This is a genomic window from Mycobacterium sp. NGS26, from assembly GCF_059813025.1.
Map to the genome: position 1 here is coordinate 164600 of NZ_JCALDU010000003.1, position 24337 is coordinate 188936.

General features: G+C 68.7%; 18 protein-coding genes, 1 tRNA gene and 2 pseudogenes. 15 read left to right on the forward strand and 6 right to left on the reverse strand.

The annotated features are described in order from the left end of the window. Positions 1-20 precede the first annotated feature (20 nt). The 9 genes from AC5Y6X_RS11790 to AC5Y6X_RS11830 all read left to right on the forward strand — a co-directional run bounded on the left by AC5Y6X_RS11790 (position 21) and on the right by AC5Y6X_RS11830 (position 10286). Positions 21-665 carry a CoA transferase subunit B gene (locus AC5Y6X_RS11790; protein ID WP_499986625.1) on the forward strand — a complete coding sequence of 215 codons (645 nt, stop codon included), beginning with the start codon at positions 21-23 and terminating at the stop codon, positions 663-665. Then, complete coding sequence (locus AC5Y6X_RS11795) at positions 662-2245, forward strand: carboxyl transferase domain-containing protein (protein ID WP_499986626.1); 1584 nt, start codon at positions 662-664, stop codon at positions 2243-2245. Before AC5Y6X_RS11790 ends, AC5Y6X_RS11795 begins: the two co-directional genes overlap by 4 nt. 5 nt (positions 2246-2250) lie before the next feature. Next, positions 2251-4221: an acetyl/propionyl/methylcrotonyl-CoA carboxylase subunit alpha gene (locus AC5Y6X_RS11800; protein WP_499987034.1), complete on the forward strand. Its 1971-nt coding sequence runs from the start codon at positions 2251-2253 to the stop codon at positions 4219-4221. After that, entirely contained in the window at positions 4218-5390 is a 1173-nt protein-coding gene (locus tag AC5Y6X_RS11805; protein WP_499986627.1) for an acyl-CoA dehydrogenase family protein, read from the forward strand. Before AC5Y6X_RS11800 ends, AC5Y6X_RS11805 begins: the two co-directional genes overlap by 4 nt. 49 nt (positions 5391-5439) lie before the next feature. After that, a complete protein-coding gene (locus AC5Y6X_RS11810) occupies positions 5440-5937 on the forward strand; it encodes a MaoC family dehydratase (protein WP_499986628.1) in 498 nt (165 codons plus the stop codon). Beyond that, positions 5934-6749 carry an HpcH/HpaI aldolase/citrate lyase family protein gene (locus tag AC5Y6X_RS11815; protein WP_499986629.1) on the forward strand — a complete coding sequence of 272 codons (816 nt, stop codon included), beginning with the start codon at positions 5934-5936 and terminating at the stop codon, positions 6747-6749. The genes AC5Y6X_RS11810 and AC5Y6X_RS11815 overlap by 4 nt, the downstream gene beginning before the upstream one ends. Positions 6750-6973: 224 nt before the next feature. Then, the gene (gene pdhA / locus AC5Y6X_RS11820) at positions 6974-8065 is read left to right on the forward strand and encodes a pyruvate dehydrogenase (acetyl-transferring) E1 component subunit alpha (RefSeq protein WP_499986630.1); all 1092 of its coding nucleotides are present in this window, start codon (positions 6974-6976) and stop codon (positions 8063-8065) included. Further along, entirely contained in the window at positions 8062-9117 is a 1056-nt protein-coding gene (gene bkdB, locus AC5Y6X_RS11825) for a 3-methyl-2-oxobutanoate dehydrogenase subunit beta (protein WP_499986631.1), read from the forward strand. Before pdhA ends, bkdB begins: the two co-directional genes overlap by 4 nt. Further along, positions 9114-10286: a dihydrolipoamide acetyltransferase family protein gene (locus AC5Y6X_RS11830; protein WP_499986632.1), complete on the forward strand. Its 1173-nt coding sequence runs from the start codon at positions 9114-9116 to the stop codon at positions 10284-10286. Before bkdB ends, AC5Y6X_RS11830 begins: the two co-directional genes overlap by 4 nt. An 8-nt stretch (positions 10287-10294) precedes the next feature. On the opposite strand, the gene AC5Y6X_RS11835 is transcribed toward AC5Y6X_RS11830, so the two are convergent. The 3 genes from AC5Y6X_RS11835 to AC5Y6X_RS11845 form a co-directional block, all read right to left on the reverse strand. Beyond that, positions 10295-10585, reverse strand: coding sequence for an Mtp family mycobacterial-type pilin (locus AC5Y6X_RS11835; RefSeq protein WP_499986633.1), 291 nt, complete (start codon positions 10583-10585; stop codon positions 10295-10297). A 95-nt stretch (positions 10586-10680) separates the two neighbouring features. Continuing rightward, positions 10681-11451: an enoyl-CoA hydratase gene (locus tag AC5Y6X_RS11840; RefSeq protein WP_499986635.1), complete on the reverse strand. Its 771-nt coding sequence runs from the start codon at positions 11449-11451 to the stop codon at positions 10681-10683. A 188-nt stretch (positions 11452-11639) separates the two neighbouring features. Further along, positions 11640-11713: transfer RNA gene (locus tag AC5Y6X_RS11845), tRNA-Arg, on the reverse strand. Between the two features lie 185 nt (positions 11714-11898). Here AC5Y6X_RS11845 and lipQ point away from each other — a divergent pair. The 5 genes from lipQ (at position 11899) to AC5Y6X_RS11870 (ending at position 20910) form a co-directional block, all read left to right on the forward strand. Further along, positions 11899-13146: an esterase LipQ gene (lipQ, locus tag AC5Y6X_RS11850; RefSeq protein WP_499986636.1), complete on the forward strand. Its 1248-nt coding sequence runs from the start codon at positions 11899-11901 to the stop codon at positions 13144-13146. A gap of 130 nt (positions 13147-13276) precedes the next feature. Further along, positions 13277-14749, forward strand: a complete 1473-nt coding sequence (locus AC5Y6X_RS11855; RefSeq protein ID WP_499986637.1) for a WS/DGAT/MGAT family O-acyltransferase — start codon at positions 13277-13279, stop codon at positions 14747-14749. After that, positions 14746-16482 (forward strand): HAD-IB family hydrolase, encoded by a 1737-nt coding sequence (locus AC5Y6X_RS11860; protein ID WP_499986638.1) that lies wholly within the window; start codon positions 14746-14748, stop codon positions 16480-16482. The genes AC5Y6X_RS11855 and AC5Y6X_RS11860 overlap by 4 nt, the downstream gene beginning before the upstream one ends. Beyond that, on the forward strand, positions 16479-18851 hold the full coding sequence (locus AC5Y6X_RS11865) for a glycerol-3-phosphate 1-O-acyltransferase (RefSeq protein ID WP_499986639.1): 2373 nt from the start codon (positions 16479-16481) through the stop codon (positions 18849-18851). The genes AC5Y6X_RS11860 and AC5Y6X_RS11865 overlap by 4 nt, the downstream gene beginning before the upstream one ends. 28 nt (positions 18852-18879) lie before the next feature. Further along, complete coding sequence (locus AC5Y6X_RS11870; protein WP_499986640.1) at positions 18880-20910, forward strand: bifunctional copper resistance protein CopD/cytochrome c oxidase assembly protein; 2031 nt, start codon at positions 18880-18882, stop codon at positions 20908-20910. Between the two features lie 61 nt (positions 20911-20971). Here AC5Y6X_RS11870 and AC5Y6X_RS11875 read toward each other — a convergent pair. The 3 genes and pseudogenes from AC5Y6X_RS11875 to AC5Y6X_RS11885 all read right to left on the reverse strand — a co-directional run. Beyond that, positions 20972-21663: pseudogene (locus tag AC5Y6X_RS11875) on the reverse strand (DUF222 domain-containing protein); the annotation flags it as partial. Positions 21664-21827: 164 nt separating this feature from the next. Then, positions 21828-22043: pseudogene (locus AC5Y6X_RS11880) on the reverse strand (type II toxin-antitoxin system Phd/YefM family antitoxin); the annotation flags it as partial. Positions 22044-22082: 39 nt separating this feature from the next. Continuing rightward, positions 22083-23600 (reverse strand): adenylate/guanylate cyclase domain-containing protein, encoded by a 1518-nt coding sequence (locus AC5Y6X_RS11885; protein WP_499986641.1) that lies wholly within the window; start codon positions 23598-23600, stop codon positions 22083-22085. Between the two features lie 238 nt (positions 23601-23838). On the opposite strand from AC5Y6X_RS11885, the gene AC5Y6X_RS11890 reads away from it, so the two are divergent. Next, positions 23839-24321: a single-stranded DNA-binding protein gene (locus tag AC5Y6X_RS11890; protein ID WP_499986642.1), complete on the forward strand. Its 483-nt coding sequence runs from the start codon at positions 23839-23841 to the stop codon at positions 24319-24321. The last annotated feature ends 16 nt before the right edge of the window (positions 24322-24337 follow it).

The window sequence follows — 24337 nt, forward strand, 5'->3', positions numbered from 1 at the left end:
ATGAGGAGGAGTGGCGCCATATGAGCTGGAGCAGAGACGACATGGCCGCCCGCGTGGCGGCGGAGTTCGAAGACGGCCAATACGTCAACCTGGGCATCGGGATGCCCACCTTGATCCCCAACCACATCCCCGAGGGCGTCCACGTGATTTTGCACTCGGAGAACGGGATTTTGGGCGTCGGCCCGTACCCGCGGCGCGAGGATCTGGACCCCGACCTGATCAATGCCGGTAAGGAAACGGTCACCACGCTTCCCGGTGCGGCGTTCTTCTGCTCCTCGACGTCGTTCGGGATCATCCGCGGCGGGCACCTGGACGTCGCGGTGCTGGGGGCCATGCAGGTTTCGGCCACCGGCGACCTGGCCAACTGGACGATTCCCGGGAAGATGGTCAAGGGCATGGGCGGCGCGATGGACCTGGTGCACGGCGCCCGCAAGGTGATCGTGATGATGGAGCACGCCGCCAAGGACGGCAGCCCCAAGATCCTCGAGCGGTGCACGTTGCCGTTGACCGGCGTCGCCTGCGTGAACCGCATCGTCACCGAGCTCGCGGTCATCGACGTCCGCGACGACGGCCTGCACCTGGTCGAGACCGCCCCCGATGTGTCGGTCGAAGAGGTCATCGCCAAAACCCAGCCGCCCCTGGTGATTCGAGCGGCCGCGCAGTGACCTCCGTGACCGCCGCGCCTTCCTTCGCCGACGAGCACCGCCGGCTGGTCGGCGAGCTGAACGCCAGGCTTGCCGCCGCGGCGTTGGGCGGCAACGAACGCGCGCGGGAACGGCACGTCAGCCGGGGCAAGCTGCTGCCGCGCGAACGGGTGGACCGACTGCTCGACCCGGGCAGCCCGTTTTTGGAGCTGGCCCCGCTGGCCGCGAACGGCATGTACGACGACGAGTCGCCGGGCGCGGGCATCATCACCGGGATCGGCCGGGTGTCGGGGCGCGAGTGTGTGGTGGTGGCCAACGACGCGACCGTCAAGGGCGGCACCTACTACCCGATGACGGTCAAAAAGCACCTGCGCGCACAGGAAGTCGCGCTGCAGAACCGGCTGCCGTGCATCTACCTCGTCGACTCCGGCGGCGCCTTCCTGCCGCGCCAGGACGAGGTGTTTCCCGACCGGGAGCATTTCGGGCGGATCTTCTACAACCAGGCGACCATGAGCGCCAAGGGAATTCCGCAGGTGGCCGCGGTGCTCGGGTCGTGCACGGCGGGCGGGGCGTACGTGCCGGCGATGAGCGACGAGGCGGTCATCGTCCGTGAGCAGGGCACGATCTTTCTCGGCGGCCCGCCGCTGGTGAAGGCCGCCACCGGCGAGATCGTCTCCGCCGAGGAGCTCGGCGGCGGCGACCTGCACTCCCGGGTTTCCGGCGTCACCGACCACCTCGCGGACGACGACGAGCACGCGCTGCGGATCGTCCGCGCCATCGCGGCCACCTTCGGGCCACGCGAGCCCGCCCAGTGGGAGGTGCGGCCCCCGACCGAGCCCAAGCACGCGCAGGCCGAGCTCTACGACGTCGTGCCCCCCGATCCGCGGGTGCCCTACGACGTGCACGAGGTCATCGTGCGGCTGGTCGACGGCAGCGAATTCAGCGAGTTCAAGGCCAACTACGGCAAGACGCTGGTGACCGCGTTCGCGCGCATCCACGGCCATCCCGTCGGGATCGTCGCCAACAACGGGGTGCTGTTCAGTGAATCCGCCTTGAAGGGCGCGCATTTCATCGAGCTGTGCGACAAGCGCCGGATTCCGCTGCTGTTTCTGCAGAACATCGCCGGCTTCATGGTCGGCCGCGACTACGAGGCCGGCGGCATCGCCAAGCACGGCGCGAAGATGGTCACCGCGGTGGCCTGCGCCCGGGTGCCCAAGCTGACCGTGGTGATCGGTGGATCCTATGGGGCGGGCAACTATTCGATGTGCGGCCGGGCGTACTCGCCGCGCTTCCTGTGGATGTGGCCCAACGCGCGGATCTCGGTGATGGGGGGCGAGCAGGCCGCATCGGTGCTGGCCACCGTGCGCGGCGAGCAGCTCGAGGCGACGGGCAAACCCTGGTCGGCCGACGACGAGGAGGCGTTCAAGGCGCCCATCCGCGAACAGTACGAGGACCAGGGCAACCCGTACTATTCGACCGCGCGCCTGTGGGACGACGGCATCATCGACCCGGCCGAGACCAGAACGTTTGTCGGGCTTGCCCTTTCGGTGTGCGCGCAGGCCCCGCTGGAACCGGTCTCCTACGGCGTCTTCCGGATGTGAGCGCCGTGTTCGAGACCGTGCTGGTGGCCAACCGCGGCGAGATCGCCGTGCGGGTGATCCGGACCCTGCGTCGGCTGGGCATCCGGTCGGTCGCCGTCTACAGCGATCCCGACGCCGGCGCGCGGCACGTGCTGGAGGCCGATGAGGCCGTGCGGCTCGGGCCCCCCGCGGCGCGCGAGAGCTACCTCGACATCTCCCGCGTGCTGGATGCGGCGACGCGCACCGGAACCCAGGCCATCCACCCGGGCTACGGGTTCCTTTCCGAGAACGCCGATTTCGCGGCGGCCTGCGAGCGCGCCGGCGTGGTGTTCCTCGGGCCGCCCGCGCGGGCGATTCGGGTGATGGGCGACAAGATCACGGCCAAGAACGCCGTCGCCGCCTTCGACGTGCCCGTGGTGCCCGGGGTGGCGAAGCCGGGACTGAGCGACGACGAGCTCGCCGCGGCCGCCGACGAGGTCGGCTATCCGGTGTTGATCAAGCCGTCGGCGGGTGGCGGCGGCAAGGGCATGCGGCTGGTGGACGACCCGGGCCGGCTGCGCGAGGCGCTGGTGAGCGCGCGCCGGGAGGCGGCCTCCTCGTTCGGCGACGACACGTTGTTCCTGGAGCGATTCGTGTTGCGGCCCAGGCACATCGAGGTGCAGGTGCTCGCCGACACCCACGGCAACGTCGTGCACCTCGGCGAGCGGGAGTGCAGCCTGCAGCGGCGCCATCAGAAGGTCATCGAGGAGGCGCCCTCGCCGCTGCTGGATTCCGAGACCCGCGCGCGGATCGGGTTGGCGGCCTGCAACACCGCCCGCAGCGTGGATTACGTCGGCGCGGGCACCGTGGAGTTCATCGTGTCCGCCGAGCGCCCCGACGAATTCTTCTTCATGGAGATGAACACCCGTCTGCAGGTTGAACATCCGGTCACCGAGGAGATCACCGGGCTGGACCTGGTCGAATGGCAATTGCGCGTCGCCACCGGCGAGAAGCTGGCGTTTTCGCAGGACGACATCCAGCTGCGCGGGCACGCGATCGAGGCCCGGGTGTACGCGGAGGATCCGGCGCGCGGATTCCTGCCCACCGGCGGGCGGGTGCTGCAGGTGTTCGAACCCTCCGGCGCGGGCGTGCGGGTTGACTCGTCGCTGCTGCCCGGGACCGTGGTGGGCAGCGACTACGACCCGATGCTGAGCAAGGTGATCGCGCACGGCGCCGAGCGCGACGAGGCCTTGGCTCGACTGGACCGGGCGCTGGCGCGGACCGCGGTCCTGGGCGTGCAGACCAACGTCGAGTTTCTCCGTTTCCTGCTCGCCGACGAGCGGGTGCGCGCCGGCGATTTGGACACCGCGCTGCTGGACGAGCGGCTGGCCGGCTTCGCGCCGCTGCCGGCGCCCGACGACGTGCTCGCCGCGGGCGGCATGTTCCGCCAGTGGGCGCTTGCCCGCCGCGCCCGCGGCGACCTATGGGCCGCACCGACGGGATGGCGCGTCGGCGGCGGCGCCGCGCCGGTCCGCACAGCGATGCGCACCCCGCTGCGCACCGAGACGGTGTCGGTGTGGGGGCCGCCCGAGGCCGCCGAGGTGCAGGTCGGCGACGGTGAAATACGTTCCGCGAGTGCGCAAGTCGAGGGATCGCGGCTGAGTGTGACGCTCGACGGGCTGCGCCGCGACTACCGGTGGGCCGAGGCCGACCGGCACCTGTGGATCGCCGACGAGCGGGGAACCTGGCACCTGCGGGAGGCCGAGGAGCAAAAGATCCACCGCGCGGCGGACGCGCGACCGGCCGAGATCGTCAGCCCCATGCCCGGCAACGTGATTGCCGTCCAGGCGGACTCCGGCGCCGAGGTCTCCGAGGGCGAAGTGGTGGTGGTCGTCGAGGCGATGAAGATGGAACATTCGCTGGCCGCCCCGGCTTCGGGGCGCGTCGAGGTGCTGGTCTCCGTCGGCGATCAAGTGAAAGTCGATCAGGTACTGGCTCGGATCAAGGAAGGATCATGACAGCTTCCATTACCGCGGGGACGTTACCCAAGGAATACGAGGACCTGCGCAACACGGTCGCCGACTTCGCGCGCACCGTCGTCGCACCGGTATCGGCCAAACACGATGAGGAGCACAGCTTCCCGTACGAGGTCGTCGCCAAGATGGGCGAAATGGGCCTGTTCGGCCTGCCGTTCCCCGAGGAATACGGCGGCATGGGCGGCGACTACTTCGCGCTGGCACTGGCGCTCGAGGAGCTGGGCAAGGTCGACCAATCCGTGGCGATCACACTGGAGGCCGCGGTCGGTCTCGGCGCGATGCCGATCTACCGCTTCGGCAGCGAGGAGCAGAAGCGAAAGTGGTTGCCGGACTTGACGGCCGGCCGCGCGCTCGCCGCCTTCGGGCTCACCGAGCCGGGTGCGGGCTCCGACGCCGGCGGCACCCGCACCACGGCCCGCCTCGAGGGTGACGAGTGGGTGATCAACGGCAGCAAGCAATTCATCACGAACTCGGGCACCGACATCACCTCGCTGGTGACCGTCACCGCGGTCACCGGAACCACCGGAAGCGCCGACGGCAGGAAGGAGATCTCGACGATCATCGTGCCCAACGGCACACCGGGATTCACCGTCGAGCCGGTCTACAACAAGGTCGGCTGGAACGCGTCGGACACCCACGGCCTGACGTTCGCCGACGCGCGCGTCCCGCAGGAGAACCTGCTGGGCGCCCGCGGGACCGGCTACGCCAACTTCCTGTCGATCCTCGACGAGGGCCGCATCGCGATCGCGGCGCTGGCCACTGGCGCCGCGCAGGGCTGCGTGGACGAGAGCGTCAAGTACGCCAAGGAACGCCAGTCGTTCGGCCAGCCGATCGGCTCCTACCAGGCGATCAGCTTCAAGATCGCGCGGATGGAGGCGCGGGCACACGTCGCCCGCACGGCGTACTACGAGGCGGCGGCAAAGATGTTGGCGGGCAAGCCGTTCAAGAAGGAGGCGGCGATCGCGAAGATGGTCTCCTCGGAGGCGGCGATGGACAATGCGCGCGACGCCACCCAGATTCACGGCGGCTACGGGTTCATGAACGAGTATCCGGTGGCGCGTCACTACCGCGACAGCAAGGTGCTCGAGATCGGGGAGGGCACCACCGAGGTGCAGCTGATGCTCATCGCGCGTTCGCTGGGGCTGTCATGACGCGCGCCGGCGACGATGCAGAGCGGAGCGATGAGGAGGAGCGGCGCGCATGACGGATGCCAAGTCGGTTGTCCAGCGGGGCTTGTGGTTTGAGGAGTTCGAGATCGGCACGACGTACCTGCACCGGCCGGGCCGCACCGTCACCGAGGCCGACAACGTGTTGTTCACCACGCTGACCATGAACACGCAGTCGCTGCACCTCGACGCGGCCTGGGCGGCCGGGCAGCCGGGCTTCCGGGGCGAGCGGCTGGTGAACTCGATGTTCACGCTCTCGACGCTGGTCGGGCTGTCGGTCGCGCAGCTGACGCTGGGCACCATCGTGGCCAACCTGGGCTTCTCCGAGGTGTCGTTCCCCAAGCCGGTCTTTCACGGCGACACCCTCTACGCCGAAACCGTGTGCACCGGCAAACGCGAATCGAAGAGCCGGCCCGCCGAGGGCATCGTCACCCTCGAGCACACCGGCCGCAACCAGCACGGCGACGTCGTCGCGCGGGCGGTGCGCACCACGCTGGTCCAGAAGCGGCCCGCCGGCGGGGAGGCGCGATGAACCTGCGCGCCGCCGGCCCCGCCTGGCTGTTCTGCCCGGCCGACCGCCCCGAGCGGTTCGCGAAGGCCGCGGCCGTCGCCGACGTCGTGATCCTCGACCTCGAGGACGGCGTGGCGGCGGCGGACAGGCCCGCCGCCCGCAAGGCGCTGCGCGAGACGCCGCTGGACCCCGAACGCACCGTGGTGCGGATCAACGCCGCCGGCACCGACGAGCTGGCCCGCGACCTCGATGCCCTGGCCGACACCCCATACACGACGGTGATGCTGTCCAAGACCGAGTCGGCCGCGCAGGTGACCGCGCTCGCGCCCCGCGACGTCGTCGCGCTCGTGGAGACCCCGCGGGGCGCGGTGCTCGCCGCCGAAATCGCCGCGGCGCAGGGCACCGTGGCGATGATGTGGGGCGCCGAGGACCTGGTCGCCACGCTGGGCGGCAGCTCCAGCCGACGGCCCGACGCGACCTATCGGGACGTTGCCCGCCACGTCCGGTCGACGACCCTGCTCGCGGCGTCCGCGTTCGGCCGGATCGCGCTCGACGCCGTGCATTTGGACATCCGTGACCTCGACGGCCTGCGGGCGGAGGCCGACGACGCCGTCGCGGTGGGCTTCGACGGGACCGTCTGCATCCACCCGAGCCAGGTCGCGGTGGTGCGCGACGCCTATCGCCCCAGCGAGGAGAAGCTGGACTGGGCGCGAAGGGTTTTGGCGGCGGCGCAGACCGAGCGAGGGGTGTTCGCGTTCGAGGGACAGATGGTCGACTCGCCGGTTCTGAAGCACGCGGAAATGGTGCTGCGGCGGGCCGGAAAGCCGGCCTGAAGCGCGCGCGACACGTTCGGTCGGGATCCGCGATCAACGAGGTCTCTTCGCATTTGAGCGCATAATGGAAAGTGCGTCAGTGTCGCGGCGAGGTGAGCCCCGACCGTGGTTTTGCTGCGGGTTTGTCACGGCACTTGCGCGCAAAAGGCACAGGACGGAACGCAGGGCGAATCGAGAGGGCGGCATTTTTCAAACGGCGTGACCCCTGGAGCTGGGGAGGCGGTATGGCACAGGCAACTCAGGCGCCGATGACTGTCGACCTCGACCCGGTGCAACTCGTCGCCCCGGACGGCACGTCGACGGCCGAACGCCGCTACAGCCGCGACCTTCCCGCCGAGACACTGTGCTGGCTCTACGAGACGATGGTGGTCACCCGGGAGCTGGACATCGAATTCGTCAACCTCAAGCGCCAGGGGCAACTGGCGCTGTTCGCGTCGTGCCGCGGCCAGGAGGCCGCCCAAGTCGGCGCGACCGCCTGCCTGCGCAAAACGGACTGGTTGTTTCCGCAATATCGCGAGCTGGGCGCCTTCCTGGTGCGCGGCATCCCGCCTGGGCATGTGGGCGCCGCGTGGCGCGGAACCTGGCACGGCGGGCTGGAATTCACCAAGAAATGCTGCGCCCCGATGGCGATTTCGATCGGCACCCAGACCCTGCACGCCGTCGGTGCGGCGATGGCCGCGCAACGCCTCGGCGAGGACTCGGTGACGGTGGCCTTCCTCGGTGACGGCGCCACCAGCGAGGGCGACGTGCACGAGGCGCTCAACTTCGCCGCGGTGTTCACCACGCCGTGCGTGTTCTACGTGCAGAACAACCAGTGGGCGATCTCGGTGCCGATCTCCAGGCAGACGGCCGCACCGTCCATCGCGCACAAGGCGATTGGCTACGGCATGCCGGGACTCCGGGTGGACGGCAACGACGTGCTGGCGTGCTACGCGGTGGTCGCCGAGGCCGCCGCCCGGGCCCGCTCCGGCGGCGGCCCGACGCTGATCGAGGCGGTCACCTACCGGCTGGGCCCGCACACCACCGCCGATGATCCGAGCCGGTACCGGACGCGGGAAGAGGTCGAGCGCTGGGAGGCGCTGGACCCAATTCCTCGTTACCGCGCCTACTTACAGGGCCAGGGGCTGTGGTCGGAACGCCTGGAGGAGCGGGTCGCGGCCCGGTCGAAACGACTGCGCGCCGAGCTGCGCGACGCGGTGTTCGATGCGCCCGACATCGACATCGACGAAGTCTTCACCACCGTCTACGCCGAAATCACTCCCGGATTGCAGGCGCAGCGCCAACAGCTGCGCGCCGAGCTGGGGAGGCTTGAATGACCCAGCTCGCCGATCGTCCGGCCGGTTCGGATGAAACGCTAAGGGCGACAGCCGAAGACGGCGCGCTGGGCGCGCGGCCGCTGACGATGGTGCAGGCGCTCAACCGCGCGCTGCATGACGCGATGGCCGCCGACGATCGGGTCCTGGTGTTCGGCGAGGACGTCTCGGTCGAGGGCGGGGTGTTCCGGGTGACCGAGGGACTGGCCCGGACGTTCGGCGAGGACCGATGCTTCGACACCCCGCTGGCGGAGTCCGCGCTGATCGGGATCGCGGTCGGGCTGGCCCTGCGCGGCTTCGTGCCCGTGCCCGAGATCCAGTTCGACGGCTTCTCCTATCCGGCGTTCGACCAGCTGGTCAGCCACCTGGCGAAGTACCGCACCCGCACCCGCGGCGAGGTGAACATGCCGGTCACCGTCCGAATCCCGTCGTTCGGCGGTATCGGTGCGGCCGAGCATCATTCGGATTCCACCGAGGCGTACTGGGCGCACACCGCCGGCCTGAAGGTGGTGGTCCCGTCGAATCCGTCCGACGCCTATTGGCTGCTTCGACACGCGATCGCCTGCCCCGACCCGGTGATCTTCCTGGAACCGAAGCGGCGCTATCACGGGCGCGGTGCGGTCGACACCGATCGGCCCGAACCGCCCATCGGCCAGGCGATGGTGCGCCGCCCGGGCACCGACGTAACCGTCATCACCTACGGCAACCTGGTGAACACCGCCGTCGCCACCGCGGAAGAGGCGCAGCGCCAACGCGGTTGGAGCCTGGAGGTCATCGATCTGCGATCGCTGGTCCCGTTGGACTTCGACACCGTCGCGGCCTCGATTCATCGAACCGGGCGCTGCGTGGTGATGCACGAGGGGCCGCGCAGCCTGGGCTACGGGGCCGGCCTGGCCGCCCGCATCCAGGAGGAGATGTTCTACGAGCTGGAGGCACCGGTGTTGCGGGCCTGCGGATTTGACACGCCTTACCCGCCGGCGCGGCTGGAGCGGTTGTGGCTGCCCGGCCCCGACCGGCTGCTGGACTGCGTCGAGCGCGCGCTGGAGCAGTCGTGAGCGCCGACGAGCGGATCAAGGCATTCCGGGTTCCCGATCTCGGCGAGGGACTCGAAGACGTCACCGTGACGCGCTGGAACGTCGCGGTCGGTGACGAGGTCGAGCTCAATCAGGTCCTGTGTTCGGTGGAGACCGCCAAGGCCGAGGTGGAAATCCCGAGCCCGTATGCGGGCCGGATCGTCGAAATGCACGGCGCCGAGGGCGATGTGCTCGACGTGGGCGCGGTGCTGGTGCGGATCGAGACTGCCCCGGCGAGCGCGGAGGCCCCCGCGGCCAACGGCCAATCCACGGCGCCCACGCTGGTCGGTTATGGCGCGAATGACGACATCGACGTCAGCCGGCGCCGGGGCCGGCCGCGCGCCGCGCCTCCGGTGCGCAAACTGGCCAAGGAGCTCTCCGTCGACCTCGCCTCGATCCAGCATCGTGGGGTGATCACCCGCGCGGACGTGATCTCGGCCGCCGAGGGCTCAAGGGCCGCCCCCGACGTTCGGCCCGTGCAGGGCGTGCAGGCGCGGATGGCGGAGAAAATGACGTTGTCCCACAAGGAGATTCCGGCCGCAAAAGTCAGTGCGGGTGTCGATTGCTCCGAATTGCTGCGGTTGCGCGACCGGTTCCGCCCTGCGCAGCCGGAGATCACGCCGTTCGTGCTGACGCTGAGGCTGCTGGTCATCGCGCTGTCCCACAACGGGGTCCTCAACTCGACGTGGGTCGATTCCCCGGATGGGCCGCAGGTGCACGTACACCGCCACGTGCACCTCGGCTTCGGGGTGGCCACCGAACGCGGCCTGCTCGTCCCGGTGATCACCGATGCCCACAAGAAGACAACACGCGAACTGGCCGGCCGGACAGGCGAATTGATCGCCGAAGCGCGCGAGGGCACGCTCGCGCCCACCGAGCTGCGCGGCTCGACGTTCACCGTGTCCAACTTCGGCGCCCTGGGCGTCGACGACGGCGTGTCGGTGATCAACCATCCCGAGGCCGCGATCCTGGGCATGGGAGCGATCAAGCCGCGGCCGGTGGCCGTCGGCGACAAGGTGGTGGTGCGTCCGGTGATGACGCTGTCGTGCGTATTCGACCACCGCGTGGCCGACGGGGCCCAGGCGGCCCAATTCCTCTGCGAGCTCAGGGATCTGATCGAGTCTCCCGAGACCGCGCTGCTGGATCTTTAGCCCGCTCGTCAGGAGTGCGGCGGCACCGGGCACCAGAAGAGGCCGCAGTTGAAATTCGGCTGGTGGAACGGCGGTGGCGGCGGGTAGGACGGCGGGTTGTCGGTGTCCCAGCACTGATTCCAGTATTTGTTGTCACCCCACGCCGGGTTCCACGGCTGGTTCGGGCACCAATAGACCTGCGGCGCAACGCCGGGCTGGGCCTGCGCGGTTCCTGCGGCCAGCCCGAACCCGGCCATCGCGACACCGCTGGACAGCAGCGATCCGGCGACAAGCCGCTTCAGAGTGGGGGTGGAGATCATGCTGTGCTTCCTTTGCTAGGGGCGCCGCCTCGCGCGGCGTCTTCGCGGCAAGTTCACCCGGGACGGATCGCTACCGATCCCAAAAACACGCAACGCTAGCGGCGCCGCGCCGCGGCCAGCCGGGCGGCGAACTCGGGGGACTGGATGGACTTGGCCTGCGGCCCCAACTCGGCGCGCATCGTCAGTTCGTGTTGCTCGTTGTCCAGCGAACCAGGGCTGAACGTGGCGCGCATCGTGGCCTTGGTTGCCAGCACCACGTCGCGCGGCGCGCCCGCGGGCCCGGACGCCAGTTCCCGCGCGGCCGCGACGGGGTCGTCGGCGACGCTGAGCGCCAGCCCGTGCCGCACGGCGGAGTCGGCGTCGAAGCACATGCCGAACAACAGGGCCGCCCGGGCCACCTGCGGGCCGACCGCTCGCTGCAGCATCCAGGTCGCGCCGCCGCCGGGATGCAGGCCGAGCTTCTGGAAGCGGGCGTCGAACAGTGCGGCCGGCCCGGCGATGCGCACGTCGGCGGCCAGCGCCAGGTTGAGTCCGGCGCCGACGGCCGGGCCGTTGACCGCGGCGATGGTGGGCAGCTTGCATTTGCTCACGGCCATGAAGCCGTCGTAGATCAGCGTCAGCCCCGACTCGGCCGCCCCGCCGCCCGCGGCGCCCAGCGCGCTGAGGTCGGCGCCAGCGCAGAACGCCTTGCCCGCGCCCGTGACCACCACGGCGTGCACGCCGGGATCGGCTTCGGCCCGCTCGACGGCCGCGCGTAGCAACGCCGACATCTCCGCGGTGAACGCGTTACGCCGGTCGGGGTCGTTGACGGTGATGAGCGCGACGTGATCGTCGACGCTGTACAGCACGAGTTCGGGTTCGGCCACCGGGCACCTCCGCGGGTTTCAGGGGTTTGCTGGCGGCGTCCCGGGCGGATGACCGGAGATCGATGCCAGGCACCTCATTGCCCAGCAACATTAACTTCGCAGCCCGTTGGCCCCACCGGGGCGGTCGAAAGCGACGGCCATCAAGTCACGCCGGCGCTCGAACTGATGTGCCCCGGCACGAACTGATGTGCCCCCGGCACGACTCGAACGTGCGACCTAGGGATTAGAAGGCCCTTGCTCTATCCACCTGAGCTACGGAGGCAATATGCAGGTCAGTGTATCCAACCGGGCCGCCGATCCGATTCCGCGCCCGCCACGCGGACGAAAAGTGTTCCGGCGCCGAGGTTATCCGTTATGGTGTGACCCTCGACACACGCACAACATCGGTTGGTAAACAGCCGTTAACCGCAACGAGGCGTGTGCCTAACGTCGAGGGGTGGCGTTGCTATGAGCGTGGCCATTAACGTGACCTCGCGGGTCTCGTGGGCCGGTGCCCAGGCACAGCGCCTGGCGGCCGATGCCAGGGACACGTATCGCGCCGGCGCGCTGTTGCTGCGCGGCTCGCCGTTCGCGCTCGGCTGGTTCGCCGGCTGGCTGTCCGCGGAGTTTCCGCCGCACGTGTTGACCGGCCACGCGCTGTCCCGGGTATCGCGCCCCTCCATCGGCCGCGTCGGCACCACCTGGGCCGCGCAGCGGGCGGACCAAACCCTCACCGCCGCGCTCGAGGAGTCCTTCGGGCCGGACTTTCGCGAGCTGGTGTGCCATCCGACCTGCGAACAGTCCGAATGCGCGCCGCGCGACGGGTTATTGCGCATGCCGGGGCCACACCGCAGGTACGCGAGGCACACCTCCGACATCTCCTATGGCCCCGGTGGTCGCGACAATCTGCTGGACATCTGGCGGCGACACGACCTGGCGCCCGGTCGCCGCGCGCCGGTGCTGATACAGGTTCCCGGCGGGGCGTGGGCCGTCAACGGCAAGCGCGGGCAGGCTTACACGCTGATGAGCCGGATGGTCGAGCTCGGCTGGATCTGCGTCTCGATCGACTACAGCAGGAGCCCGCGCAGCACATTTCCGGCGCACATCATCGACGTGAAGCGGGCCATCGCGTGGGTCCGGGAAAACATCGCCGACTACGGCGGCGACCCGGGTTTCATCGCGATCACCGGCGGTTCCGCGGGCGCACACCTGGCCTCGCTGGCCGCGCTCACCCCCAACGACCCGGCGTTTCAGCCCGGGTTCGAAGGCGCCGACACGACGGTGCAGGCGGTGGCCCCCTACTACGGCGTCTACGACTTCACCGACGTCGAGAACATGCACGCGCTGATGATGCCGTTCCTCGAGCAGTTCGTGATGCGCGCCCGCTACGCCGAAGATCCCGAGCGGTTCCGGGCGGCATCGCCGATCTCCTACGCGCACGCCGAGGCACCCCCGTTCTTCGTCCTGCACGGGGAGAAGGACGAACTGGTTCCCTGCGGGCAGGCCCGGGAATTCTGCGCGGCCCTGCGTGCGGCCGGGGCGCCCACGGTGGCCTACGCCGAGCTCACCAACGCGCACCACGCGTTCGACATCACCCCGACGGTTCGATCGCGGCTGGCCGCCGACGCCGTCTCGGACTTCTTGGGTGTCGTCTACGCGCGGCGCGCCAGCTCGCTACTGGATTCGTTGTCGCTGCCGGCGACGTCGGCCAGCTGATCCCGCGAGCCTCATCGCGCCTTTCACCAGCGCGTCGAGCCGACTAGCGTTGTGTTGGCAACTGGGTTGGCAAGTCCGAGGCAGGAGGCTTGATCGGCGGTGACAAGGCTGACGCGTCGAGTAAACGATCATGACTGAGCCCGTCGAGGCCGTGGGATTGTCCGACGAACTCGGACCGGTCGACTATCTGATGCACCGGGGCGAGGCGAACCCCCGGACCCGGTCGGGGATCATGGCGCTGGAGCTTCTCGACACGACGCCGGACTGGGAGCGGTTCCGGACCCGGTTCGAAAACGCCTCCCGACGGGTGTTGCGGCTGCGGCAGAAGGTGGTGGTGCCGACGCTGCCGACGGCGGCGCCGCGCTGGGTGGTCGATCCGGATTTCAATCTCGACTTCCACGTGCGCCGGGTGCGCGTGTCGGAACCCGGCACCCTGCGCGAGGTGTTCGATCTGGCCGAGGTCATCCTGCAGTCGCCGATGGACATATCGCGGCCGCTGTGGACCGCGACCCTGGTCGAGGGTCTGGCCGACGGCAGGGCCGCGACGCTGCTGCACGTCAGCCACGCCGTCACCGACGGCGTCGGCGGCGTCGAGATGTTCGCGCAAATCTATGACCTCGAGCGCGATCCACCGCCCAAACCGACTGCCCCGCAACCCATTCCGCAGGACCTGTCACCCAACGACCTGATGCGGCAGGGCATCAACCACCTGCCCTTCGCCATCGTCAACGGCGCCCTGGGCGCGCTGTCCGGGGCCGTATCGGTGACCGGGCGCGCGGTCTTGGACCCGGTGTCCACGGTGTCGGGGATCGTGCGCTACGCCACGTCGGGCATGCGGGTGATCAATCGGGCCGCCGAGCCGTCGCCGCTGCTGCGCCGGCGCAGCCTGGCCACCCGCACCGAAGCGATCGACATCCCGCTCTCCGATCTGCACAAGGCCGCGAAGGCCGGCGGCGGATCGATCAACGACGCCTACCTCGCCGGCCTGTCCGGCGCCCTGCGCCGCTACCACGAGGCCCTCGGCGTCCCGATCAGCACGCTGCCGATGGCGGTGCCGGTGAACCTGCGGGCCGACGCGGACACCGCCGGCGGCAACCGGTTCACCGGCGTCAACCTGGCGGCACCGTTGGGCACCGCCGATCCCGTCGCCCGGATGAGGAAGATCCGCGCGCAGATGACCCAGCGCCGCGAGGAGCCGGCGATGAACATCATCGGCTCCATCGCGCCGGTGCTGAGCGTCCTGCCGACCGCGGTCCTGGAGGGGATCACCGGCTCGGTCATCGGCTCCGACGTGCAGGCCAGCAACGTCCCGGTCTACCCGGGAGACACCTACATCGCCGGTGCAAAGATATTGCGGCAGTACGGGATCGGCCCGCTCCCCGGGGTGGCGATGATGGTGGTGCTCATTTCCCGCGGCGGCTGGTGCACCATCACCGTGCGCTACGACAGGGCGTCGGTGCGCAACGAGGCGCTGTTCGCCCGGTGCCTGCTCGACGGCTTCGACGAGATCCTGGCGCTGGCCGGCGACCCGCCGCCGCGCGCGGTCCCGGCGTCGTTCGCCGAACCCGCCGCCGCGGCGTCGCGATCGGTGTCGGGCTCATGAGCGCCACCGGCGAGCGGAAAGCCGAGGGCGCCAAGCCCAAGGCGGCGGAGGACATGCGGTTGCCCGGCTCGGTCGCCGAGATCATGGCCAGCCCCCCCGGCCCCAAGATCGGTGCGTTTTTCGACCTCGACGGCACGTTGGTCGCCGGCTTCACCGCCGTCATCCTCACCCAGGAGCGCCTGCGCCGCCGCGACATGGGCGTCGGTGAGCTGCTCAGCATGGTCCAGGCGGGCCTGAGCCACACGCTCGGCCGAATCGAGTTCGAAGACCTCATCGGCAAGGCCGCCTCGGCGCTGGCCGGGCGGCTGATCGACGACCTGGAGGAGATCGGCGAGCGGCTCTTCGTCCAGCGGATCGAGTCGCGGATCTACCCGGAGATGCGCGAGCTGGTGCGGGCACATGTGGCCCGCGGCCATACCGTGGTGCTCAGCTCGTCGGCGTTGACCATCCAGGTCAATCCGGTGGCCCGCTTCCTCGGGATCAGCAACATGCTCACCAACAAGTTCGAGACCAACGAAGACGGGTTGCTCACCGGCGGGGTGGTGAAGCCGATCCTGTGGGGGCCGGGCAAAGCCGCTGCGGTGCAACGGTTTGCCGCCGAGCACGACATCGACCTCAAGGACAGCTACTTCTACGCCGACGGTGACGAGGACGTCGCCCTGATGTACCTGGTCGGCAATCCGCGCCCGACCAACCCCGAGGGCAAGATGGCCGCCGTCGCCAAGAAGCGTGGCTGGCCGATCCTGAGATTCGACAGCCGGGGTCGCGTGGGCCTGCGCCGGCAGGTGCGCACACTCGCCGGCCTGGGCTCGATGTTCCCGGTCGCGGCCGGCGCGGTGGGAATCGGTGTGCTGACGGGCAGTCGGCGCCGCGGGGTGAACTTTTTCACCTCCACGTTCTCCCAATTGGCGTTGGCGATCAGTGGTGTGCATTTGAACGTCATCGGCAAGGAAAACCTGACCGCGCAGCGCCCCGCCGTCTTTATCTTCAACCACCGCAACCAAGTTGACCCGATCATCACAGGTGCGTTGGTGCGGGACAACTGGACCGCGGTGGGCAAGAAGGAACTGGCCAAAGACCCGATCATGGGCACGATTGGCAAGGCGATGGACGCGGCGTTCATCGACCGCGACGACCCGGTGGCCGCCGTGGAGTCGCTGCACCAGATCGAAGAACTCGCCAGAAAAGGGCTGTCGATCGTCATCGCCCCGGAAGGCACCCGGGTCGACACGACGGAGGTGGGACCGTTCAAGAAGGGCGCGTTCCGCATCGCGATGGCGGTGGGAATTCCGATCGTTCCCATCGTGATTCGCAATGCCGAGATCGTGGCGGCCCGAAACTCCTCCACGATCAACCCCGGCACGGTCGACGTCGCGGTGTTCCCGCCGGTCCCGGTCGACGACTGGACACTGGACACCTTGCCGGAGCGCATCGCCGAGGTGCGCCAGCTGTATCTGGACACCCTGGCCAACTGGCCCGTCGACGAGCTGCCCGAGGTCGGCCTGTACGCCGAGCGGAAGGCGGCGAAGAGGGCCAGGGCCAAGCCTGCTGCCAAGCCGGCCGCCAAGGCCGCCGCGCGCAAGGCCCCGGCGAAGAAAACCACCGCGAAGAAAACCACCGCGAAAAAAACCGCGACCAAGGCAAAGCCGGCCAAGGCGGATCCGAACGCGTCCAAGGTCGCTCTCAAAGACGGTGAGGTGCAACAGCCTTCGCGTCCCAGAGGGCGGCCGTGACACAACCGGCCGCAGATGCCAGCGCGGTACTGACCGCGCAGGACTCGCTGGTACTGGCGTCGATGCGGACCAGCATCGAACGGGAGCTGGTCATGGATTGGCTGGGCAAGCAGCGGGCCCGGCATCCCGAGACCAGGTTCGACATATTGAAGTTGCCGTCGCGCGATGCGCCGCCGGGGGCGCTGACCGCGCTCGCCGAGCAGCTCGAGTCCGACCCCGAATCCGCCGACGATCGGCTGGTGGTGCCGGTGCGGGTGTTCTGGCTGCCGCCGGCGGAACGCGGCAGGATGGCCAAGCTCGCCGGGCTGTTCCCGGGCCGAGATCCCTACCACCCCAACGAACGTCAGCAACGACACATCGTGCGCGATGCACCGCACCGGGCGCGGGTGGTGGCCGGCGAACCCGCCAAGGTGTCCGAGCTGCGCCAGCAGTGGCGCGACACCACCGTCGGGGAGGACAAGCGCGACTTCGCGCATTTCGTCAGGCGCCGCGCCATCCTGGCGATGGAGCGCGCCGAGTACCGCATCCTCGGACCGCACTACAAGTCTCCGCGGCTGGTCAAGCCGGAAATCTTGGCGTCCACGCGGTTTCGCGCCGGGCTGGAAAAGATCCCGGGCGCCACCGTCGAAGAGGCCGGGAAGATGCTCGACGAACTCGCCACCGGGTGGAGCCGGGTGTCCGTCGACCTGGTCGGTGTCCTCGGCAGGGCGCTCAGCCGCGGATTCGACCCGGACCTCGACTACGACGAATATCAGGTCGCGGCGATGCGTGCGGGGCTCGAAGCGCATCCGGCGGTACTGCTCTTCTCGCACCGGTCCTACATCGACGGCGCGGTGGTGCCGGTGGCGATGCAGGAGAATCGGCTGCCGCCGGTGCACGTGTTCGCCGGCATCAACCTGTCGTTCGGGTTGATGGGGCCGCTGCTGCGGCGCTCCGGCGTCATCTTCATCCGCCGCAACATCGGCGACAACGCGCTCTACAAGTACGTCTTGCGCGAATTCGTCGGCTACATCGTCGAGAAGCGGTTCAACCTGAGCTGGTCGATCGAGGGAACGAGGTCGCGTACCGGAAAGATGTTGCCGCCCAAGCTCGGTCTGATGTCCTATGTGGCCGATGCCTACCTGGACGGCCGCAGCGAGGACATCCTGCTGCAGCCGGTGTCGATCAGCTTCGACCAGCTGCACGAGACCGCCGAGTACGCCGCCTACGCGCGCGGGGGCGAGAAAACACCCGAGGGCATCCTGTGGCTGTACAACTTCATCCGCGCGCAGGGCGAACGCAACTACGGCAAGATCTACGTGCGCTTCCCCGAGGCGGTCTCGATGCGCGAGCACCTCGGTCCTCCGCACGGACCGCTGGCCCAGGATCCGGACGCCAAACGCCTTGCCCTGCAGAAGATGTCGTTCGAAGTGGCGTGGCGGATCTTGCAGGCAACGCCGGTGACGGCGACGGGCTTGGTGTGCGCGTTGCTGCTGACCACCCGGGGCGCGGCGTTGACGCTCGACCAGCTGCACCACACCTTGCAGGATTCGCTGGACTATCTCGAGCGCAAGCGAAACCCGATGTCCACGAGCGCGTTGCGGCTGCGCTCGCGCGACGGGGTGCGGGCGGCGGTGGACGCCCTGTCCAGCGGCCACCCGATCACCCGGGTCGACAGTGGCCGGGAGCCGGTGTGGCTCATCGCGCCCGAGGAACAACACACCGCGGCGTTCTACCGCAACTCGGTGATCCACGCCTTTCTGGAGACTTCCATCGTCGAGCTCGCGTTGGCGCACGCCAGGCACGTCGACGGCGCCCAAGCCGACCGCATGGAGGCCTTCTGGACCCAGGCGATGCGGCTGCGCGATCTGCTGAAATTCGATTTCTACTTCGCGGACTCGGCCGCGTTTCGCGACAACATCGCCGAAGAGATGGCGTGGCACGACGATTGGGAGGCCCACGTGGGCGCCGGGGGAGGTGACATCGACGCCATGTTGTTCGCCAAGCGTCCGCTGATGTCGGAAGCGATGTTGCGGGTGTTCTTCGAAGCGTATGCGATCGTCGCCGACGTGCTGTGCGATGCGCCGGCGGATATCGCTCAACAGGATCTGACCGAGTTGGCGCTCGGCGTCGGGCGGCAATACGTGGCGCAGACCCGGGTCCGCAGCAGTGAGTCGGTGTCGACGCTATTGTTCGCCACCGCGTATCAGGTCGTCGCCGACCAGGATCTGATCGCACCCGCCGCCGACCTGGCCGAGAGACGGATAGCGTTCCGGCGGGAATTGCGAGACATAATCCGCGATTCCGACCACGTCGGGAACATCGCGCGCGCCCAATTCGTCGCCCGCGAACGGGCCCGGCACAGCCGTCCGGACAGCCAAACTCCGTAGTGGGTGGCCCCGCCCATACCCTGGGTACATGACGGTTGCCAGGCCCGCCGGCAAGCCCGCTGCGCTGGTGTGGCCCCTGTTGATCGGCGTCGCGGTGCTGGCGGGCTGCACGGCCGCCGGAATCGGCGCGCTGTCACTGGCCGACGCGTTGAATCTCACCGGCTTGCCCAATCCTGGCCCGGCAACCACGATGGGGCTGCCGTTCGTCCGGGCGGCCGGTGAGATCGCGGCGGCGTTGGCCGTCGGATCCTTCCTTTTCGCCGCGTTTCTGGTGTCCCCGCAGGCCAGCGGTGTGCTGGACGCCGGCGGATATCGCGCGCTTCGGCTGGGCACGGTGGCGTCGGGGGTGTGGGCGGTGTGCGCGGCCCTGCTGGTTCCGCTGACCATTTCCGACGTATCCGGGCAACCACTGGCCGACCACCTCAACCCGGTGACGATCTGGAGGCTGGCCGACCTGATCTACACCGCGTCGGCGTGGCGCTGGACGGCGTTGTTGGCCGCGACGGTGACCCTGGCGAGCCTGTCGGTGCTGCGCTGGTCGTGGACGCCGCCGCTGCTCGCGGGGTCGCTGGTGACGCTGATTCCGCTCGGGCTGACCGGCCACTCGTCGGCGGGCGGCGCCCACGACCTGGCCACCAACAGCCTGCTGATCCACCTCGTCGCCGCCACCCTGTGGGCCGGTGGCCTGCTGGCCCTGCTGACGCACGCGCTGCGCGGCGGCGAGCACCTCGGGCTGGCGGCGCGGCGCTTCTCGGCGATCGCGCTGTGGTGCTGGGTGGCGATGGCGCTCAGCGGTTTGGTCAACGCCCTCGTGCGGGTGACGCCCGCCGACACGCTGAGCACCGGTTACGGGCGGCTGGTGGTGGCCAAGTTCGTCGCGCTGTGCGTCCTGGGTGTCGTCGGCTGGCGCCAGCGACGCACCGGAGTCGCTGCGCTGCAAGCGGATTCGAGTCCTCCCACGGTCGCGCGTGCTGCCCTGATTCGGCTGGCGCTGACCGAGGCCGTCGTTTTCGGCCTGACATTCGGTGTGGCCGTCGGGCTGGGCCGCACCCCGCCGCCGCCACCGCCGCTGCGGTTGCCGTCGATTCCCGAGGCCGAGATCGGCTACAACCTCGAGGGGCCGCCCACCCTGGCCCGCATCCTGTTCGACTGGCGCTTCGACCTGATCTTCGGCACGGCCGCGCTGGTCCTCGCCGGCCTGTACGTGGCGGCCGTGGTGCGGCTGCGCCGCCGCGGCGACCGCTGGCCGCCGGGGCGGGTCGTGGCCTGGCTGCTCGGCTGCCTGGCCTTGCTGTTCGTGACGTCGTCGGGGGTGGGCCGCTACATGCCGGCGATGTTCAGCATGCACATGGTCGCCCACATGGGCCTGTCGATGCTGGTGCCGATCCTGCTGGTGCTCGGCGCCCCGGTCAGCCTGGCGTTACGGGCGCTGCCCGCCGCCGGCCGGGGTGATCCGCCGGGGATGCGGGAGTGGATATTGGCCGCGCTGCACAGCCGGTTGTCGCGGCTGCTGACCAACCCGGTGGTCGCCACGGTGCTGTTCGTCGCGGGCTTCTACGGGCTATATTTCTCGAACCTTTTCGACACCACGGTGAGCAGCCACGCCGGCCACATGGCCATGAATCTGCACTTTCTCCTCAGCGGTTACCTGTTCTACTGGGTGGTGATCGGGGTGGACCCGACGCCGCGGCCGATCCCGCCGCTGGCCAAGGTGGGCGTGGTGTTCGCCTCGCTGCCGTTGCATGCGTTCTTCGGGGTGGAGCTGATGGGCACCCGGACCGTCCTCGGGGCCGCCTACTACCGGTCGCTGGGTCTGCCCTGGCACACCGATTTGCTGGGGGACCAGCGACTGGGCGGCGGAATCGCTTGGGCGGCAGGGGAAATGCCGCTGGTGATCGTCATGATCGCGCTGCTCGTGCAGTGGGCGCGCAGCGATGCGCGCACGGCGCGGCGGCTGGACCGGGCCGCCGATCGCGATGACGACGCGGAGCTGACCGCCTACAACGCGATGCTGGCCGAACTGTCGCGGCGCGAAACGCCCGGCCCGCGTGGGTCATAGACCGGACGATCAGTCCGCGATCAGTGACGCGATATACGAGTCTTGTGGTCCGAACGAATTTCTGGATGTCCCACCCGGCCTCGACCAGCCGCATAAACGCCTCGATGGTGCCCGGCAGCGGCGGAGCGTTATCCGATGCCGGCCCGTGGTTGTCGCGGTCGTGTTTCCACTCGGCGATCAGCGCATCCAAATGCGATTGCAGCGCCGCGTCGAACTTGGCCGCGTCGTCGTGGCCGAGTTTGATCCGATAACACGCGGAATTCTCATCGGCGGTCTTGGTGATCGAGCGCGCGGGTGGTGTCCAGCACTCGGGATCGGGGGGCTCGGGTTCGGGTCGCGGTTCGAGTTTGACCGCGGTGCGCAACTGGCCCACCGTGGCCACGGCGGCCAACTGCGCGTAATGCTCATCGGATCCATCGCCGGCCCGCCCGGCGATCACGCCGATCTGATCCAGCGACAGCCGGCCCTCCCGCATGCCCGCCACGCAGCGCGGAAACTGCTCAACCCGGGCCGCCACGGTCGCGATCGCGTGGGCGTTGGTCGACGACAAACCCAGCTTCCACGCCACCAACGCCGGTAGCGAACGCGCGCCGGTGGCACCCCACAACTGGTCACCATCAATCTCGGCGACGATGTCCACGATGCGCCCATCAATCGCGTTGCGCTGACCGGCCAACTCCGCCAACTCCTCAACAGCACCCCCAGGCGATCGGCAGGGCGCAACTCCGAGTCAAGCGCTGCGGTCGACGACATGACCACATCAAAGCAGAGGGCTACGACAAGTTTCGGCCACAATCCGCACCGGCCCCCAGGCCCCACATGGACCGCGATGAGCTTGTTGATTTGCTTGAGCACCGTCCGGCGTGCGGCGTGCCAATGCAGGTAGTCCTTCCACGCCTGAGGCGAGAAGACAAACTTCAATCGGCGAATTCGCCCGGGATTCCGGGGCTCTGGTCCAAGGCGTCGGCGGCGTCCAGGAGTCGGCGCGCATTGCCCCGGGATCGGAACAAGTACGCCGTCTCCTGCCACGCTTCCCAGTCATCGGCGGACGTCAACACCGTGCGCCCGGCGTTCGACGCGATCTCAACCGAACTCCGGTCGGCATTCACTTTCTTAGTCAGAAGGAACAGGTTCTTGCGCGCCTGATTCCCCCGCTAGTTGATGAGGCAAACTCACGCGTCGGCCTCTTGTCCGAGCCCGAACACCTGTATCGCCGCCGACTTTCCTTTCAGCACATGGAATCCCCGGTCGATGAGTTTGGGCGGCCGGGACGCTAAGGCGTCGATGCACTGCTGGGTGAGAAGGATGGCATCACCGGTGGATTTGGTGAGCTGCTCGACGCGGGCTGCCACGTTGACGGTGTCACCGATAAGGGTGAACTCGAGCTTGCCGCCGCCGCCGATGGTTCCCGCGATCACCGCGCCGGTGTTGATCCCGATGCCGATGCGAAGCTCCCCGCCGAATCGCTCGGCGACACGGCGGTAAATCAATTCCGCGGCGCTCACGGCGGCATCGGCATGCCCCGCGAGGTCGTTCGGGGCGCCGAAGACGGCCAGCGCCCCGTCGCCGAGAAACTTGTTGACGTGCCCACCGGCGTCGACGACCGCAGGCACGACAATTTCGAACAACGCATTCAGGCGCGCGACCGTGTCCTCGGCGGTGTTGGCCTCGGCGAACGGGGTGAAATCGCGGATGTCGACAAACATCACCGTCACCTCCCGGCGCTCACCGGTGAACACATCGTCGCCCTGCTCAAGCAACCGCGCCGCGAGGGCCGGGTCGACGTAGGTTCCGAACGCTCCCTGAAGTCGTTGCCGCTCAGCCAAACCCGCCTGCATGCGGTTGAACGACGCGGCCAATGCGCCGAGGTCATCGTCCTGAACGACCGGCAGGCGCTGGCTGTAGTCCCCGGCCGCGACGCGTTCGGCGCCCTTGGCGAGGTCGCGAATGGGCTGCAAAGAACGCGAGAAGCCAAGTCCGACGGAGACCGGCACCGCGAATACGACCGTCAACGCAGCTCCGATCACCAGCGACAGAACGGGGGCCGCACTGACTCGATTCGATACGGCGGCAAGCAATGCGCCACCGACGGCGTACCCAAAGGCGACGGCAACCATGGACACGTTCGACCTTGTTGCGAAAGTCGGGCGAGAGCGGGGCAGCGAATCGCCGATCCCCGTTTCACCGACGAGGGCGACCCTGGCTGGCCACCACGCTGCTTCCACGCTGTTATGAAGCGCGACCAGTTGGACCGCTACTGCGATGGCGGCAGCCAAAACCCCGTATTGCACCAGCCGTAACCAACTCGCTCCCGCGATCGCGCCGACAACGACCGCCAACGCGGCGGCCCAGACACCGGCGGCCCACATCGTGCGAGAAGTCGCCCTGCGGGCAAAGACATAGGTGCCCTCTAGGGCCGCTGCTCGATCGACGTCTTTGCCGGCCGCCCACTGCTCGGCCAGTCGTGCCCATCGGCGATCGGGAAGAACCATGATGCATGCGAGCACCAGTACGGCCACGACGGTGACTGCCGCCGCGTCAACGTAGCGATCAGATTTCTCAAAAGCGATGATCGGAAACGACACGAAGGTGAGGTAGATCGGCAGCGAGATCAGAAATGCGCCCACCCCACCCGCCCAGATGTACCTCGCCCCGTACCGATCCCAGGTCCACTGCCAGATGCGGTCCATGCCGGCAGACTAAGCGACCACCCGCCATGTGCTGCGCGTTTGAACGCGCGTCGGTGGCGGCACCATCGCTCGCGATCACGCCGGCCGGCAGGCTTATCCACAGTCTCGGTTCTTTCCACAGGTTTGCCGACCGGGCCCGAGTTCGGCACGGGACCCGTCGGTGGTACGGCGCTGAATGGTGGCCAGATAGGGCGCGGTCACCGCGCGAAGAGAAAGCAAAACGAGAAGGGACAAGCCAATGTTCGAAACCCCGCTGACCGTCGTCGGCCACATCGTCAACAACCCCGAGCGTCGACAGGTCGGCACCCAGGAGGTCATGAAATTCCGGGTCGCCAGCAATTCGCGCCGCCGCACCGCTGATGGCAGCTGGGAGCCGGGCAACTCACTGTTCATCAACGTCAACTGCTGGGGCAAGCTGGTCACCGGCGTGGGTGCCGCGTTGGGCAAGGGCGCGCCGGTGATCGTGGTGGGCCACGTCTACACCAGCGAGTACGAGGACCGGGACGGCAATCGACGTTCGTCGCTGGAGATGCGCGCGACGTCGGTAGGCCCGGATGTGTCGCGGGCGATCGTGCGCATCGAGAAGCCGGGCTACACCGGTCCAACCGCCGACGAGACCACCGCGCCCACCGCGGATGCGTCCGACGCCGCTGGTGAGGACACCGATGCCGATGACACCCTCGAGCCCGCCGCAACGGGGCCGGTGTCGCTGTCCGCTTAGCTGCCCGGTCAGCGCC